Here is a 16,078-nt window from a genome sequence, read left to right on the forward strand (position 1 = left end):
AGCATCGCCATGCGCATAGGTTCACTGTAAACAATTCATTACAGATTCGCACGTTCATTTCCGAATACTGATACGGGGTGTCGCCATCGCCAACCGTGGTACTTCTAGAACAGCGCCGGATATACGCCCCAGTAAGCCAATGTGAACAGGAGTGTTGCTTGGGCGAGGAAACTGATAATCACGATCGTATTGGCAAAGCCGGAGAGCGTGTGATTGGCGCTCCCATCCGTCGGGTAGTGAGCCTTATGCCAAGCAAACGGCACGCGAGTCACCATCCACGCAGCCACGAGTCCGATTAGCTGAACAAGGAGCCAGCCGCCCTGAACAATCCACCGATTTTGCTCATACGAAACGGCCAGTGCCACCACGAGAAGGGTGTACCCGACCGTCGCAACCCACGCAAGAACTACGCTGAGCGAGGCCAGATGGACCACCGATCCACATCCATGGAAGTTCAACAGCTTCTTGCGGCGAAAGCTGATCCCTCCGATAGCTGTCAGCAGCGCTCCCAGCAGGGTCAAGCTCAAACCGACGATCAGTCCCCACAGCGCCACTTCCCCTGAGGCGAACCATGGTGGCTGGCTCACACTGGCTGCCATGTAATCCTGTTGCGGCTGATCTCCGGCAATGCGCGGCGCCGCATCCGCGGTGTAGGGCAGCCCGTTCACCCAATCCGACGTATCCTGCATCGCATCCATGTCTAGGACGCCATCCACCTGAAGGCCGTGATCCGCCTCCGCGTAATAGCGCACGGTTAAATCGGTATTGCCGCCCTCACGCAGATCCTCACGCGTGATCACCGGCCCCTGAACTGTTGGCATGGACATATCACCAGTCCCATACAACATGAGTACCGGCATAGACATCTGCTTTTGGTAATCAGAGATGTCAAAATCGATGTACTCGAGCGTTCCTTCGCCAAAATCCTGCCCGATGAGCTTCGGGATAGCGGAGAGTATCTGTTCGGGAGCACCGAGATTGCGCAAGTAGGAATCGGCAGCCAGCGCGCCCTGCTCGCGGATGGGCAGGACGGGTGCAGAAATCAGCGCCACGTAGTTCACGGAGGTGTTGCGCGCAGCCACGATCGGAGCAATCGATGATCCTTCGGACACGGCGTAGAGTCCTGTACGCTTCGGATCAACGCCAGAGCGCCCCCGCAGATCCTCGAAGGCATCCTCGTAATCGTTCGCCATCTCAAGGTAATCGCGATGCGTCGCCGTGTAGTTTTCGGTGCGTTTATCAGGCACGAGCGTGACAATGCCCGCCGAACTGATGGCCTCGGCCTCACGGGTAAAGTTCTTGTACGAATCGGTTCCCGTGCCATGGACAAACACCATGCCGGGGGCAAGCCCCTCAAAACCCGCGGGAGTGCGCAAGGTTGCCGGGATCTCGGTGCCGTCACGCAGCGTCAGGGACACGACTTCACTGTTCACATCGTAGCTGCCCAGATCAGGTGTATCCGCAAGGGTGGTGATCGATGTATTGGAGGTTTCTGGCACGATGAGCGAACGCATGGGCTGCGGGTTCCAGCCAGGACCCGCCCAACTCCCCCACATACCAAGAATGAGCACAAAGACTATCCACACGCTCAGACGCGGGTGGCGAAGTGCCAAACGCCGGAGCCCGCGTGGTTGCTCCGGCGATATTGTTTCCTCATCGTCCATTAAAAGCCCAGCCGCCCAAGCAGCTTCGGATCACGCTGCCAATCCTTGGCAATGCGCACATGAAGATCCAAGGAAACTCGGGCACCGAGCAACGGCTCAATCCCGTTGCGAGCATCGCGCTTGATTCGCTTCAGCCGCGCCCCGCCCTTTCCGATAATGATCCCCTTCTGAGAATCACGTTCAACGTGCAGGCTCGCATGAACCCGCAGCACTGGACGCTTATCAGCATCCCCGCGCCGCGCCGGTTCGTCAATCATCTCGTCAACGGTCACCGCGAGGGAATGCGGAAGCTCGGCGTGCAATCCCTCCAGTGCCGCCTCACGGATCAACTCAGAAATCAGAGTCTCTTCCGATTCATCGGAGATCGCATCGCGCGGATACAGCGGAGGAGATACGGGCATACGCTCAAGCACAATGGAGGTCAGAACATCCACCTGATCGCCCTGGGCGGCGCTCACTGGCACCACGTCCGCGAATTCCGCCAGTTCGGACACTTCCACTAGGTGTGAGGCCAGCTGCTCGCGGCCCACCTTGTCCGTTTTTGTCACAGCGGCAATGAGCGGCACCCCCAACTGGAGCACAAGGTCAAGAAGGAACCGATCTCCCGGGCCGATCGCCTCGTCCGCCGGCAGGCACATGACCACAACGTCCACGCCGGCCAGCGAATCCCGCACCATATCGTTGAGCCGCTCTCCCAGAAGGGTACGCGGGCGGTGAAGGCCGGGCGTATCCACCAGAATGACTTGCCCCTGATCGCGGTTGACGATTGCGCGAATCACCCGCCGGGTGGTCTCCGGCCGATCGGAGGTGATCGCTACCTTTTGGCCCACCATCGCGTTGGTGAGAGTGGACTTGCCAGCGTTCGGCCGCCCCACGATACAGGCAAACCCGGCTCTAAAGCCCTCGGGCCACGTCACTTGCTCAGTCATCTTCTTCTGGCCCATCTTTCACTCGCGTGGCAATCAGTGTGGCTAAAGCGCGCCTGCGCCCCTCAAAACGCTCGGCGATTAGCCGTATACCGTCAATCTCCGCTTCAGCGCCGGCCAATGGCACCCGTCCCAGCATTTTTGCCAAGAGTCCGCCGGCCGTATCCACGTCGTCGTCGTCCAAATCAATTCCAAACAACTCGCCCATGTCATCAATCGGGAACCGAGCCGGAATCCGGTACGTGGAATCGTCGATCCGCTCCACAACGGGTTCGGCCCGATCATGTTCGTCCGCGATCTCCCCCACGAGCTCTTCCACAAGGTCCTCGATGGTCACCAGCCCAGCAATGCCACCGTATTCGTCAACGGCTAGAGCGATGTGAATCTGATCCGCCTGCATTTGGCGCATGAGGACGTCCACCATCTGAGTTTCTGGCACGAAGAACGGCTCGCGCATCACATCGCGTACCGTCAGGCGATCGGCATCCGATCGGTGATGCGTGCGCCGCATGGCATCCTTGAAGTACACGACGCCCAACAGATCGTCCACGCTATCGCCAATCACTGGCACACGGGAGAATCCCGAACGCGTAAACAGGGAAAGAGCCTTGTCCAGCGGCAGATCGGCGGCAATCGCAATCATGTCAGTACGCGGGACCATCACCTCGCGCACCATCGTGTTGCTCATCTCGAACATGGACTGGAGCATTTCCCTGCTATTATCGTCCAACGCCTCCGATTCGGATACGTGCTCCACCATGAGAGCCAGCTGATCCTCTTGCCGCTGCTCGGATTCCTCTGGACTAGACTCGCGCCTTCCCACGAACAAGCCGAACAGCATGGACAGGCCCAACAGCACGGGAGATCCCAGGCCGAGCACCCACACCGGTCTCTTGACTCCCAGCGCCGTGGGCGAAGCAACGCCCTCAATGAGCAGGCACACGATGAGCGCACCCAAGAAAATCAGGACCAGCTCCCACCACGAATCCGCGATGTCCAGGGCCAAGAGGGTAGCGCAGAAGGCGAAACCTGAGGTGAGGGCAAACCGGCAGGCCACGAGGGCGCTATTGGCACCGGCGCGCCGCTCCAGAATCTTGACGATGCGTTCGGCACCGCGTTCACCATCCGAAACCGCATCGTCAGCTTCAGATCGCGTGATGCGCCCCAACGCGGAAAGGTTGGCCGTGCAGTACACGGTTGCCGCCAAGCACACGATGGCGATGACGGCTAGGAGGGCTATCGGTAAGTCACTAGTATCCATCAGGCAACCGTCGGTTCTGGGGCTTGAGTGGGGCCGCCCCTGCTCGCAAGGAATTTCAGGAGGAGGTCGCGCTGAAGATCGAACATCTCCTTCTTCTCCGCTTCCTCCACGTGATCGAAGCCGAGCAAGTGCAAGATTCCGTGGGTCACGAGCAGAAGGATTTCCTCAGCGGTTGAATGCCCGGCGCGCAACGCTTGGCGTGCCGCCACCTGTGGGCACACCACGATATCGCCAAGCGTTCCCGGCCGCGGAGTTTCGCCGATCGGTGCAGGGCGCAACTCGTCCATTGGGAAAGACAGAACATCCGTTGGGCCTTCCAAGTCCATCCACTCGATGTGGAGGTTCTCGATGAACGTCTCGTCCCCTAATAGCACGTTGAGTTCAGCGCCGGGATGCACTCGCATCTGGTCCAGCACGAATGTTGCCAACGCGGAAATCTCCGAGAGATCGGGCGGCGGGGCGAACCCAGATTCGTCATGAACTTCGATCGTCACCGGGCGCTCTCACTCTCTCCAAATCGTTCGTAGGCATCGATGATGTCACTGACCAGCCGGTGGCGCACAACGTCACCCGAGCCCAGTTCAATGAACTTGATCCCACCAACCTCGCGCAGGATCTTCCGCACCAGAATCAGCCCGGATTGCCTGTGCCCAGGTAGATCCACTTGCGTCACGTCTCCCGTGACCACCATCTTCGAGTTGAAGCCCAGCCGGGTCAAGAACATCTTCATCTGCTCCGGGGTGGTGTTCTGAGCCTCGTCCAGTACCACGAACGCATCGTTGAGCGTACGCCCGCGCATGTAGGCCAGCGGCGCCACCTCGATCGTTCCGGCTTCCATCAGCCGCGGTATGTCCTCCGGATCCAGCATGTCGTACATCGCGTCATACAAAGGGCGAAGGTAGGGATCAATCTTGTCCGTAAGCGATCCGGGGAGGAAGCCAAGGGATTCGCCCGCTTCGACCGCCGGACGGGTCAGGATGATGCGCGAAACCTGCTTTTTCTCCAGCGCCACAACGGCCTTGGCCATCGCTAGATAGGTCTTGCCTGTGCCCGCTGGTCCTATCCCGAACGTGATCGCGTATTCGTCAATCGCATCCACGTACGCCTTCTGACCGAGGGTTTTGGGACGGATCGTCTTTCCGCGCGACGAAAGGATATCGGTTGTCATGAGATCGGTGGGGCGGGCCACGCCCTTGCGGGCGATCGAAATAGCGCGTGAAACAGATTCCATCGTCAGGTGTTCGCCCTGACGCACCACGTCAATCAGCTCGCCAATCAGTGCCTCCGCGAGCTCCACGCTCGCGGGCGGGCCAGCCAGCGATACCTCGTGGCCGCGAACATGCACGTTTGCCGGTGCGAGCCCACGCTCAAGCGTACGAAGAACCTCGTCCTCGTGGCCGAGCAAGTTAATCATATCCACACGATCGGGCACGATCAGCGTGCGTTCAATTGAATTCTCAGTCATTTGCTCTCAGTGTAGTGCCTAGGGCCATAAGCGTAGCAATGGCATAGGGGCCCGCGGTAGCCGAACGTAGAACGTGGGTCCCGAGCAGGCACGTTGTTGCCCCGGCCTTCTCGAAAAGCTCGATTTCGTGGGGAGAGATTCCCCCTTCGGGGCCGACGACGACGAAGATGTCCTGATCCCCCGCCACATCGACCAGTCGCGCAAGAGGCGCGGTGGCCTCCTCGTGACAGACGAAGGTAGGTTCACCGGCCGCTGAGCGGGTAGCGAGCAGATCGGCCAGGGCGGCGGTTGTCAGGGGTTCGGACACCTCGGGGATCCATGCGCGGCGCGATTGCTTGGCGGCGGCAACCGCTGTGGACTGCCAGCGGGCGCGGGCCTTCTCCTCTTTTCCGCGCCAGTTGGCGATCGAACGTTCGGCATGCCACGGAATAATTGCCGCGACGCCAAACTCCGTGGCCGTTTCCACCGCCTGCTCGTCGCGGCCACCCTTGGCAAGGGCTTGAACCAGCGTGATGCGTGGATTCGGCATGGGTTCCTCGGTTGCGGCAAGGACCGTCAGGTCAAGTGACGCCTTGCTCACTGCCGTCACCTCGCAGACAAGGCGCCCACCGGAACCGTTGACAAGATCGATGCGTTCACCGGTGCGCGTGCGCCTGACGGTTGCGGCGTGGTGGCCTTCGCTTCCGTCAAGCCGGGTGTGGGTTCCCGGCGGCGTGGTATCCACGGTGAACGTGGCCACGTAGCATGGTGCGCTCATCGGCCCGCGAACTTGTCCTTCAGTTTGGTGAAGATTGACGAATTCTGCTGGACGAGGCGCGCCGTTGGCTGTTCCTCGCCGCGCATCTGCGCCAATTGTTCGAGCAGCTTGCGCTGTGCATCGTCCAGCTTGGTGGGGGTCTTGACGGCAATGGCTACCTTGAGATCGCCACGCCCGCCGCGATGAAGCCGGCCAACGCCAAGGCCTGACAGCACGATCACGTGGCCAGATGGTGTGCCCGCGGGAATCTCGATCTCCTTCGCGCCATCGAACGTATCGATGGTGACGGTGGTTCCCAACGATGCGTTCGTCATGGGGATTTGAAGCTCACACTGGAGATCGTCACCCACGCGTTGGAAAACGGGATCCTGATTCACACGAACCTCAACAAAGAGATCGCCCGCTGGACCGCCTTCAATTCCGGCGTTTCCTTGACCAGACAGGCGGATCCGCATGCCTTCCTCAACGCCCGCTGGCACCTTGACCTTCGTGGTTTTGGTGACCCGCACGCGGCCTTCGCCCGCACATTCGGAGCAGGGGGTCACGATAATGGTGCCGTGGCCCTGACACTTCGGACACACTGATTGGGACACCATCTGCCCAAACAGGGAGTTGGTGACGCGTTGAACGGAGCCAGTGCCGCCGCACTCATCACATGAGATCGGTTCTGTACCGGGCGCAGCGCATGTGCCGTGACAAGTGGGGCACTCCCCAGCCAGAGTGTGGGAGATTGTCTTCTCCGCCCCGAACACCACTTCTTCCAGATCCAAAACGGCGCTGACAAGGGCGTCCTGGCCGCGCCTGCCGCGCGGAACTGGCCCGCGCTGTCCGCCAGCGCCGCCCATGCCACCAAAGAAGGTATCGAAGATGTCTTGGAATCCGCCAAAGCCTGCGCCGGCACCCCCACCGTGAAGCGCTTCTTCGCCGCCCATGTCATAGAGCCTGCGCTGTTCTGCATTCGAGAGAACATCGTAGGCTTCATTGACCGATTTGAACTGCTCGGCACCATCGGGACCGGCAACATCCGGATGCAGCTTGCGAGCCAGCTTGCGGTAGGCCTTCTTAATCTCTTCGGGTGAGGCATCTCGGTTGACGCCGAGCGTTGCGTAGTAATCTGCCAACGGTCTCTCTTCTTAGATGGTTGACCTCTGGGCCTAGTGCGCCGAGAGGATGTCTGATAGATAACGGGCCACCGCGGATACGGCCGCGATGGAACCGGGATAGTCCATGCGCGTTGGTCCAACGATTCCCACTCGTGCCACGGAACGATCGTCAACATCGTAGGTGGTGGAAATGACTGAGGTTTCGAGAAAGCTATCGGATTTGTTCTCCTCACCGATAGAAATCGAAATGCCATCGTGCATGGCCGTGAGCAGCTTGAGGATGACAACCTGCTCCTCGAGGGCCTCCAAGACCGGTGAGATCGTTCGTGCGAAATCGAGGTGATGGCGCGAGAGGTTTGCCGTGCCTGCCAGCACGATGCGTTCCTCGCCTTCTGCCCTCAGAGCGGACTCCACGACCGCCGAAACCGCCCGCGCAATATCCATGAGAGCTGGTGCCAAGTTCTCCGGCAGCGAGCTGCCGAGTGAGTCAAGGCTCTTGCCCGCCCACTCCATATTCAACGTGCGTGCAAGATTCTCTAGGTCCGTGGGATCCACGGGCTCAGGAAACACGAGTGTGCGCTGTTCAACCCTGCCTGCCTCGGTGATAATCACGAGAATCGCGTGGCGTTCTCCTGCCGGTATCAGTTCGATGTGACGAAGCGACACCTTGTTGAGTGATGGATACTGAACCACTGCCGCCTGCTGCGTGAATCCGGCGAGTAGGCGGACCGCACGCGCGATCACATCGTCCAAATCCACCGCGCCGTCCATCAGCCGTTCCATTGCCTGGCGCTCTGTTGGGGACAGTGGCTGGACATCCTCAAGGGAGTTCACGAAGGCACGGTACCCCATATCCGTTGGGATACGGCCGGCTGAGGTATGCGGCTGGGCAATGAGCCCTTCCTCCTCCAACACGGACATATCGTTACGGACAGTTGCCGGCGAAACACCTAGGCCATACCTCTCCACGAGTGCGCGCGAGCCTACGGGTTCGCGGTGAGAGACGTAATCACGGACGATCGCATCCAACACTCGGGTTCGCCGTTCCTCACTTCCCACAATCGCTCCTCCCATATAGCACTCGACGTTACTGAGTGCTAATCCTACGCCGCTCACCCCGCCCAACACACCATGCCACCCCCAATGCATTTGGCCACACCAGAGGGCTAGCCTTAGCTCGTGTTTAGCGATCCCTATGGCCGCGATGTTCTCTCCGATGATCCTCATCGCGCGCCCGAATCACTCATCGTCCACGCCACTGCCGGCCTCATTATCGAGGATGTACAGAGCGGGTTTGTTGGGGAAATCATCAAGGTTGGCCGCGTTGCCGGTTCATGGCAGTTCCAGCTGGAGGATCGCCGTGGCGTGCGAAGGTCTTTCCCGATGGGACGCGGGTACTGGATTGAGGGAAAACCCGTTGAGCTCGTGGCGCCAGCGCCCCGGCCCAAGAAATCTGAGCGGGCGATCAACGCCGCCGGTTCCCTACACGTGGCGCGCCGCGCGCGTACGGCGCGAGAATCGCGTATCTGGGTAGAAGGCAAACATGACGCCGAATTGGTGGCCAAGGTGTGGGGCGAGGATCTTGCGCTCGAAGGAATCGTGGTGGAGGAGCTCCTCGGCGTTGATCGCCTTGAGGAGATGATCGTCCAATTCCAGCCCTCCGAGACCCGGCGCGCCGGGATATTGGTTGATCACCTCGTTTCTGGCTCCAAGGAATCGCGCATAGCTGAACGCTTCGCTCACCTTCCCGGAGTTCTCATTCTCGGGCATCCCTATGTTGACGTCTGGCAAGCGATCAAGCCAGCCGCAGTAGGAATCTCCGCGTGGCCTTCTGTTCCCCGCGGGGAAGATATCAAGGAAGGCACGCTCAGGAGGCTCGGGCTCCCCCACGAAAGTGCTGCCGATATCGGGCGCGGATGGGCCAGAATCTTGTCCAATGTGCGCAGCTACAAGGATCTGGAGTCTAGCCTGTTAGGCCGCATGGAAGAACTTATTGACTTCCTGACGGAGCCCGAAGCCCGCTAGGCCGCATCCTCCCACAGGGCGCGGGTGACCGCATCAGCAAGTAGCCTGCCCCTCAGCGTGAGAACAAGGTGTCCAGCGAATGCTGCTGGTGGATCAATAAGCCCATCGGAGATGAGGCGTGCAACGGTTTCTGGCGCCACGTTCTCCGGAGTGTCAATTCCTTCGGCAAGGCGGATACCCAACATGATCTCTTCTTCGGCACGCTCAGTCCGCGTCAGAATCTCGCGTGCTGCTGCGGGGCTGTGCCCCGCTAGAAGTTTGTTGGCGTAGGCGAGGGGGTGCTTCACGTTCCAGAAGCGCGTGCCGTTGATGTGCGAGTGAGCTCCCGGGCCATACCCCCACCAATCACCGCCCCGCCAGTAGGACAAGTTGTGCGCGCACTCGTGAGAGGGCTTAGCCCAATTGGAGATTTCGTACCAGCGGTACCCGGCGCTCTCCAACCGTGCCGCCGCGGCCTCATAACGGTCCGCCTGCTCATCCGGATCCGGAAGGGAGAGCTCACCGCGGCGCACCTGCGCACCCATCTTGGTTCCCGATTCCACGGTCAGGGCGTAGGCGGAGATGTGATCGGGTTCCATATCCAGTGCCGCGTCTAGGGAAGCTTGCCATTCGGCCGATGTTTCGCCCGGAGCGCCATAGATCAGGTCCAGCGAAACATCTAGGCCGGCCTGCCGCGCCCACTGGACCGCCCGTGGCACCTGACTCACGCGGTGCTGACGGTCCAAGATAGTGAGCACCCGGGGCACCGCTGACTGCATGCCGAAGGAGACCCGCGTGAAGCCGCCGTCCGCCAGCTGTTGTAGCGAATCGTGCGTGACCGATTCAGGGTTGGCCTCCGTGGTGACCTCTGCCCCTGAAGCGATTCCGAACTGGGTATCAAGCTCCCCGAGTACCGCCGTGAGCTGCTGTGAATCGAGCATCGTGGGAGTCCCTCCCCCGAAAAAGACCGTACTGATCTTGCCCTTCCCATCCAGCACCTTCCGGCTGAGGCCAATCTCGCGCGCCAACGAATCGGGAAAGTCCTGTATCCCGGCGCCTGGGCCAAAGTTCGGATTCGTGTACGTGTTGAAATCGCAGTATCCGCAGCGCACCGAACAAAACGGAATGTGAACGTAGGCAGAAAAGCCCCCCGCAATATCCGGGGCAGGTAGAGATCCGTCCAGCGGCGCGGGTTCGCCGTCAGGAAGATCGGCCATGGCGAATAACCTCGATATCGTGGATGGTGCGCCCAGCTTCGATTCCGCGTTCCTCGAACCTCGTCATAATCCGTTCCTCCCAGCGCGGGGCATATCCCCCGCGTTCAGGTTCGGGATCATTCGGGTCAGGGAGCTGACCAACATGAGGATTGTCGAAGTACTGGGCTGCCTCCACCGTGTCCCGCATCTGCCAAGCGTAATCGTCCCAATCGGTGGCCAAACGCCACGCGCCTCCCGTTGCGAGCAGCCCTGCGGCGATACCCGTAAAGCTCTCGGACACGATCCGGCGCTTGCGGTGGCGAGCCTTGCGCCACGGATCAGGGAAGAACGTCCACAGCATCTGAGCGCGAGGATTTCCTGCGTTCTGGTGCGCCCGGTCCACTCGATCGCCAGCAGCCATGATCTGTTCGGGAACGTTGAGGCCCGCGCTCTCCAAGCCGAACAGAATGGGTAGCGCCTGCGCCGCATCGGCTTCAATCACGCGTACGTTGGTGACGCCGTGGCGCACTGCCCGCGCCACGCAGCGCGCCACACCCGGATGCCATGCCTCGAGCGCCAGAACATTCCAGTCAGGATGATCGCTGGCGTAGGACACCAGTTGTTCACCGGATCCTGGACCGATTTCAACAGCGAGAGGTGCCTCACGCCCAAACGCCTCATTGACGTCAAAGCGTGCCGATGTGGCTATCGCGGTGGCATCGTGCCCCGTGGGCAGATCAATCACGAACTCCGGGCCACGCTGGGCCAAAAGCTCTTCATACTTGTCCCCCAACCGGGACCCGCGCAGCGTAAAGGATTTAATGCGCGCGAAATCGGGGCGATCAGCCATATCCCCTACTTCTTTTCTGTGGTTGGTTCTGAGGTCAGTGCGGCAACGAAGGCCTCCTGTGGAACGTCCACTCGGCCAATCGTCTTCATGCGCTTCTTGCCTTCCTTCTGCTTCTCCAACAGCTTGCGCTTTCGCGAAACGTCACCGCCGTAGCACTTGGCAAGAACATCCTTACGGACCGCTCGAATCGACTCACGTGCGATCACTCGTGATCCGATCGCCGCCTGTACCGGGATCTCGAACTGTTGGCGTGGTATGAGGTTCTTGAGCTTCTTCGTCATCTCAAGCCCATAGGCGTAGGCCTTATCGCGGTGAACGATTGCGCTGAAGGCGTCTACGGGTTCGTGGTTCAAGAGAAGGTCCACCTTGACAAGATCTGCCTCCTGTTCACCTTCGAGATCGTAATCGAGAGAGGCATACCCCTTGGTCCGGCTCTTGAGCTGATCAAAGAAGTCCGTGACAATCTCCGCCAGCGGCAGATCGTAGTGGATCTCTACGCGTTCCTCAGACAGATAATCCATGCCCTGAAGGTTGCCGCGGCGCTGTTGGCACAGCTCCATCAGGGTGCCCACGTAATCGGAGGGCGTCAGCAACGTGGCGCTGGCCATCGGCTCAAAGATGTGGGACACCTTGCCGGTGGGGAATTCCGACGGGTTGGTGACGGTCACTTCCTGACCATCGTCTGTCACCACGCGGTACACCACGGAGGGCGCCGTGGCGATGATGGAGAGATCAAACTCGCGCTCAATCCGTTCGCGGATAATCTCCAGATGCAGCAATCCCAAGAATCCACAGCGGAAGCCAAAGCCTAAAGCTACGGAGTTCTCAGGTTCATACTGGAGGGCAGCATCGTTCAGTTTGAGCTTATCTAGTGCTTCCCGGAGCGCCGGGTAATCCGAACCATCGATCGGGTAGATACCCGAGAACACCATGGGCTTGGGATCGGCGTAGCCTTCGAGCGGCTGATCGGCCTGACGCGCTGAGGATGTGACCGTATCGCCCACACGAGACTGGCGCACATCTTTCACTCCCGTGATGAGGTAGCCCACCTCACCTACGCCCAGTCCTGCCGTGGGCTTGGGCTCAGGAGAGATCACGCCAATCTCCAGTAACTCGTGGGAAACGCCCGTGGACATCATGGACACACGCTCGCGAGGATTGAGGCTGCCGTCCTTGACACGAATGTAGGTGACGACGCCACGGTAAATGTCATAGACCGAATCGAAGATCATGGCCCGCGTGGGGGCTCTACTATCGCCTTCCGGGCGCGAAATCTCCTGCACGATTCGGTCAAGGAGTTCCGGTACACCGGCACCCGTCTTGCCGGACACGGCCAAGCATTCCTCTGGCTCAACGCCAAGCAGCGAGGCAACTTCCTGCGCATACTTTTCAGGCTGGGCTGAGGGCAGATCGATCTTGTTGAGAACCGGTATAACCGTCAGATCGTTTTCTAGGGCCATGTACAGGTTGGCGAGGGTTTGAGCCTCGATACCCTGCGTGGCGTCCACCAGAAGGATTGCTCCCTCACATGCGGCAAGCGATCGATTGACCTCATAGGAAAAGTCCACGTGTCCGGGGGTGTCGATCATATTGAGCGCGTAGGCCTGACCATCAACGGTCCACGGCATGCGGACGGCCTGCGATTTGATAGTGATGCCACGTTCGCGCTCAATGTCCATCCGGTCAAGATACTGATCACGCATCTCGCGCGCATTCACGATGCCGGTCAGCTGCAGCATGCGGTCAGCGAGCGTGGATTTGCCATGATCGATGTGCGCAATGATGCAAAAGTTCCGGATAAACTCCGCCGGCGTGGCGGACGGCTGGATCGATTCCAACTCAGCAGGGGTTGTGACGGGCACGGTACTCCTTCTTCAACAGTCGCGCCCAGTCTAGTGGTGAAACCCGCGGCAAAGCATTCTGCAAACTGTGGGGTTGCGTGCTTTTCACCCTGAGAGTGAAGGCGGGCGCCTCCCAGCTGGTGGTGGAACAATGGTGCCATGTTCCCCCAGTACGGCACACTCAAGGACATCGTTCCCATCATTGAAATGCTTTCTCGGCTCCCGGGTAAGCTCATGGCGCGAAGCCTGGCCGTTGTGAGCCTGATCGTGGCCGGGTTGGGCTGGGTTATTGGCCAGCGAGGTGGCGGCTTCATCGATTGGCTGCCCTTTACATGTGGTGTTATCGGATTCATCGTTTCCCTCTTCTTCACGTGGCGCCGCCACCGCCTTGAGCAGGCCGTCACCTCGTGGGCGCAGAATATGGAATCGACCGTGAGCGGAGAAGGCAGCACATCGTCAACCCAAGAAGTGACCGTTATTGGGGAGGATGGCACGCCGCTGGGCGGGAACTTCCCAGCAACTCCCGCCGAGGATTCCGCCGCGCAGCGAAATCACGACGCGATGATGGAACATGCCCAACGCCGCGACACGTGGATGCCGCGAGTCGAGGCGGCACAGCGCGCGGCCGTGGCCGCCGCCGGTGGAACGGTGAACGCCCCTTATCTCAAGGATGATCTGCGTATTACCCTGTCCGCCGCGATAGCCGCGGGGGTCCTCATCCCGATCGAAACCCTCATGGCGTTCATCGCCTTCTTCGCCATCCTTTAGACTAGCGCCATGAACTTCTCAGAGAAGCTGCTGGGTCAGAACGAACACGTCATTCTCCACATGCGCACGCATGTCCGGGAGATCCTCCTGAACATCGTGGCAACGATCGTGCTGATTGTGATTGCCGTTCTGGCTTTCGTGTATCTTCCGGAGGATTGGCGGCCCGCCTCAACGGTCGCCATCGTTGCGGTAGCCGTAACCCTCACCCTCGTCATTCTGGTATGGCCGTGGATGAACTGGTTGACCTCCACCTACACCGTGACGAACCGCCGCATTATTACCCGTAAGGGCGTCTTCACCAAGACAGGGCATGATATTCCGCTGACGCGAATCTCCAACGTGTCCTATGAGCGGTCAATGCTGGACCGCATGTTCGGCTGCGGTTCCCTCGTCCTGCAAACCTCCGCGTCGGAGCCGCTCCTGCTGGACGATGTTCCCAACGTTGAAAAAGTACATGTGCAACTGACGGAACTCATTTTCCACTCGGACCTGAGCGATCAGGATCCATACAACAGCAAGGCAACCGAGGCGTAACTACTCAATCGGCCGCGAATCGAGTGTCTCGAGTTCGGGCTGACCCGCCACCCACTCTGTCACATCATCTTCCTGGAACGCTTCGCTCAAACCTGCCAGCTTTTCCTCATCCAACAACACAATCGATTGCCCATCGCTTGAGGTTCCGGTCCCTGAGTAGGGTGCCGTGAGGAAGAGAATGTCCTCAGAGTTGATATTGCGCAGCGATGTACCCAGATCCACAAGCGAGTTGACGGTCAGGCCATCGTCAAACGATATGTGGTCCGCCACGGAGTTGTAGATGTCCAAGAGGTTGCTTGGCGAGGAGAGAATCTCCGGAGTGAGCACGCTGTCAAACACCGCCTTGACCCACACCTGTTGGCGGCGAACTCGATCAAAGTCCCCTCCCGGCAGCCCGTATCTCTCACGCACGTAGGTGAGAGCCTCGTCCCCAGACATGTGGGTAGTCCCGGTTTTCGTGGTGATATCTACACCGTCCACTAGGTCCGTCAGCGCCACAAATGACGCAAAATCAACAATCGCAAAGTGATCGATCCGAATACCGGTCAGCTGTTCCACCGTTTCGATGGTGAGCGCTGGTCCTCCATAGGAAAAAGCGGCGTTGATCTTCGCCTGACCATAGCCCGGTATATCCACCCACGAATCACGAGGAAGTGACATGACGGAGATTGATCTCCTGTCACCGGCCACCTGCACCACCATAATCGCGTCCGTACGCTGAGCACCCGGCTCCCAATCCTCCGGGTCACCCGCAGAGATCCGAGAATCCGAGCCGAGGATTAGGAAGGTGACCGGATCGCCGCTGGCGTCGGATTCGCCCGCGTCATCTGCGGGGCGCGTTGGCCGATCCGTCAGCTCGGCAAAAGGATCTCCGAATGTTTTCAGGGATTCGAACTTCTGATACTGGGCATACATCACGCCAGCGATGGCAAGTGCGCCAACGCTCAGGAGCACGCCAAGGGAAATGAAGAACACCGAGAGCCTGCTGCGCTTCTTGCGCGGCGTGGCTTCTGCCCCATCAAAAACATCGTCAATGAAGACATCATCGGAATCCGCGGCCTTCCCCATGTTGACCTCCGAGCCTGTGTGTTGGCATGAGCTTACACGCGATATGGTTCACATAGAAGAAGCGAGCCGCCGCCACCTGCGGCGCATATTCTCTGGTAAAGTCATCCTTTGGACTTCTCACCTGGTCGGGTGGAAGGTCCAGCTACTGGCACTCCACGGGAACCCCACTTCCCCAGTCCCGCCGATAGCGTATCCCTCACCGACCATGTACATCTATCGCCATTCGGCGATTGAGTTGAAAGAGAATTAAGTGGCAAACATCAAGTCGAAGAAGAAGCGCATTCTCACGAACGAGAAGTCACGCCTTCGCAACCGCTCAGTCAAGTCAGAGCTGAAGACCTACGTTCGCAAGACCCGTGAGGCTATTGCAGCTGGCGATAAGGAAGCAGCTATGACTGCTTTTGAGGCCGCCGCGCGCAAGCTCGACAAGGCTGTGTCCAAGGGTGTCATCCACAAGAATCAGGCTGCTAACCGCAAGTCGAAGCTTGCTCACGCTGTCAACAAGTTGAGCTAACGTTCTGTGAGAGAGCGGCGGGCCTTCTGGTTCGCCGTTTTTTCATGCCCACAATAGTACGATTGCCTGTGTGAAGCTCACCAAACCCCCTGTCCCGTGGCGCGACTATGCGTGGTTCGTGGAACCC

16 protein-coding genes are annotated in these 16,078 nt (G+C 59.5%); 4 read left to right on the plus strand and 12 right to left on the minus strand.

The features are described from left to right. Nucleotides 1-104: 104 nt before the first annotated feature. Genes ACTHV6_RS08550 through hrcA form a run of 8 tightly spaced genes read right to left on the minus strand, consistent with a single transcriptional unit; the run spans nucleotide 105 to nucleotide 8,235 of the window. On the minus strand, nucleotides 105-1,664 hold the full coding sequence (locus ACTHV6_RS08550) for an alpha/beta hydrolase family protein (protein ID WP_441386916.1): 1,560 nt from the start codon (nucleotides 1,662-1,664) through the stop codon (nucleotides 105-107). Further along, nucleotides 1,664-2,593, minus strand: coding sequence for a GTPase Era (era, locus tag ACTHV6_RS08555; protein ID WP_441386918.1), 930 nt, complete (start codon nucleotides 2,591-2,593; stop codon nucleotides 1,664-1,666). Before era ends, ACTHV6_RS08550 begins: the two co-directional genes overlap by 1 nt. After that, complete coding sequence (locus tag ACTHV6_RS08560) at nucleotides 2,586-3,851, minus strand: hemolysin family protein (RefSeq protein ID WP_441386919.1); 1,266 nt, start codon at nucleotides 3,849-3,851, stop codon at nucleotides 2,586-2,588. Before ACTHV6_RS08560 ends, era begins: the two co-directional genes overlap by 8 nt. Further along, entirely contained in the window at nucleotides 3,851-4,345 is a 495-nt protein-coding gene (ybeY, locus tag ACTHV6_RS08565; protein ID WP_441386921.1) for an rRNA maturation RNase YbeY, read from the minus strand. Before ybeY ends, ACTHV6_RS08560 begins: the two co-directional genes overlap by 1 nt. Further along, a complete protein-coding gene (locus ACTHV6_RS08570) occupies nucleotides 4,342-5,316 on the minus strand; it encodes a PhoH family protein (protein ID WP_441386922.1) in 975 nt (324 codons plus the stop codon). The genes ybeY and ACTHV6_RS08570 overlap by 4 nt, the downstream gene beginning before the upstream one ends. Next, complete coding sequence (locus tag ACTHV6_RS08575; protein ID WP_441386923.1) at nucleotides 5,309-6,073, minus strand: 16S rRNA (uracil(1498)-N(3))-methyltransferase; 765 nt, start codon at nucleotides 6,071-6,073, stop codon at nucleotides 5,309-5,311. Before ACTHV6_RS08575 ends, ACTHV6_RS08570 begins: the two co-directional genes overlap by 8 nt. Beyond that, nucleotides 6,070-7,194: a molecular chaperone DnaJ gene (gene dnaJ / locus ACTHV6_RS08580; protein WP_441386924.1), complete on the minus strand. Its 1,125-nt coding sequence runs from the start codon at nucleotides 7,192-7,194 to the stop codon at nucleotides 6,070-6,072. The genes ACTHV6_RS08575 and dnaJ overlap by 4 nt, the downstream gene beginning before the upstream one ends. A 33-nt stretch (nucleotides 7,195-7,227) precedes the next feature. Then, the gene (hrcA, locus tag ACTHV6_RS08585) at nucleotides 7,228-8,235 is read right to left on the minus strand and encodes a heat-inducible transcriptional repressor HrcA (protein WP_441386926.1); all 1,008 of its coding nucleotides are present in this window, start codon (nucleotides 8,233-8,235) and stop codon (nucleotides 7,228-7,230) included. A 120-nt stretch (nucleotides 8,236-8,355) separates the two neighbouring features. On the opposite strand from hrcA, the gene ACTHV6_RS08590 reads away from it, so the two are divergent. After that, on the plus strand, nucleotides 8,356-9,201 hold the full coding sequence (locus ACTHV6_RS08590; protein WP_441386927.1) for a DUF3097 family protein: 846 nt from the start codon (nucleotides 8,356-8,358) through the stop codon (nucleotides 9,199-9,201). On the opposite strand, the gene hemW is transcribed toward ACTHV6_RS08590, so the two are convergent. The 3 genes from hemW to lepA are packed head-to-tail and all read right to left on the minus strand — an operon-like array spanning nucleotide 9,198 to nucleotide 13,088. Next, entirely contained in the window at nucleotides 9,198-10,397 is a 1,200-nt protein-coding gene (gene hemW, locus ACTHV6_RS08595; protein ID WP_441386928.1) for a radical SAM family heme chaperone HemW, read from the minus strand. The two genes, ACTHV6_RS08590 and hemW, sit on opposite strands and share 4 nt — an antisense overlap. Then, nucleotides 10,381-11,226 (minus strand): tRNA (guanine(46)-N(7))-methyltransferase TrmB, encoded by an 846-nt coding sequence (trmB, locus tag ACTHV6_RS08600; protein WP_441386930.1) that lies wholly within the window; start codon nucleotides 11,224-11,226, stop codon nucleotides 10,381-10,383. Before trmB ends, hemW begins: the two co-directional genes overlap by 17 nt. Nucleotides 11,227-11,231: 5 nt before the next feature. Continuing rightward, nucleotides 11,232-13,088, minus strand: a complete 1,857-nt coding sequence (gene lepA, locus ACTHV6_RS08605) for a translation elongation factor 4 (protein WP_441386931.1) — start codon at nucleotides 13,086-13,088, stop codon at nucleotides 11,232-11,234. A 138-nt stretch (nucleotides 13,089-13,226) separates the two neighbouring features. Here lepA and ACTHV6_RS08610 point away from each other — a divergent pair, with 138 nt between their 5' ends. Further along, nucleotides 13,227-13,835, plus strand: coding sequence for a hypothetical protein (locus ACTHV6_RS08610; protein WP_441386933.1), 609 nt, complete (start codon nucleotides 13,227-13,229; stop codon nucleotides 13,833-13,835). 9 nt (nucleotides 13,836-13,844) lie between these two features. Next, complete coding sequence (locus tag ACTHV6_RS08615; protein WP_441386934.1) at nucleotides 13,845-14,369, plus strand: PH domain-containing protein; 525 nt, start codon at nucleotides 13,845-13,847, stop codon at nucleotides 14,367-14,369. Here ACTHV6_RS08615 and ACTHV6_RS08620 read toward each other — a convergent pair whose 3' ends face one another. Further along, nucleotides 14,370-15,437, minus strand: coding sequence for an LCP family protein (locus ACTHV6_RS08620; protein WP_441386936.1), 1,068 nt, complete (start codon nucleotides 15,435-15,437; stop codon nucleotides 14,370-14,372). A gap of 250 nt (nucleotides 15,438-15,687) precedes the next feature. Here ACTHV6_RS08620 and rpsT point away from each other — a divergent pair, with 250 nt between their 5' ends. Beyond that, nucleotides 15,688-15,951, plus strand: a complete 264-nt coding sequence (gene rpsT / locus ACTHV6_RS08625; protein WP_441386937.1) for a 30S ribosomal protein S20 — start codon at nucleotides 15,688-15,690, stop codon at nucleotides 15,949-15,951. Nucleotides 15,952-16,078: the final 127 nt, after the last annotated feature.

This window comes from Ancrocorticia sp. (assembly GCF_052089425.1).
Lineage (GTDB): Bacteria > Actinomycetota > Actinomycetes > Actinomycetales > Actinomycetaceae > Ancrocorticia.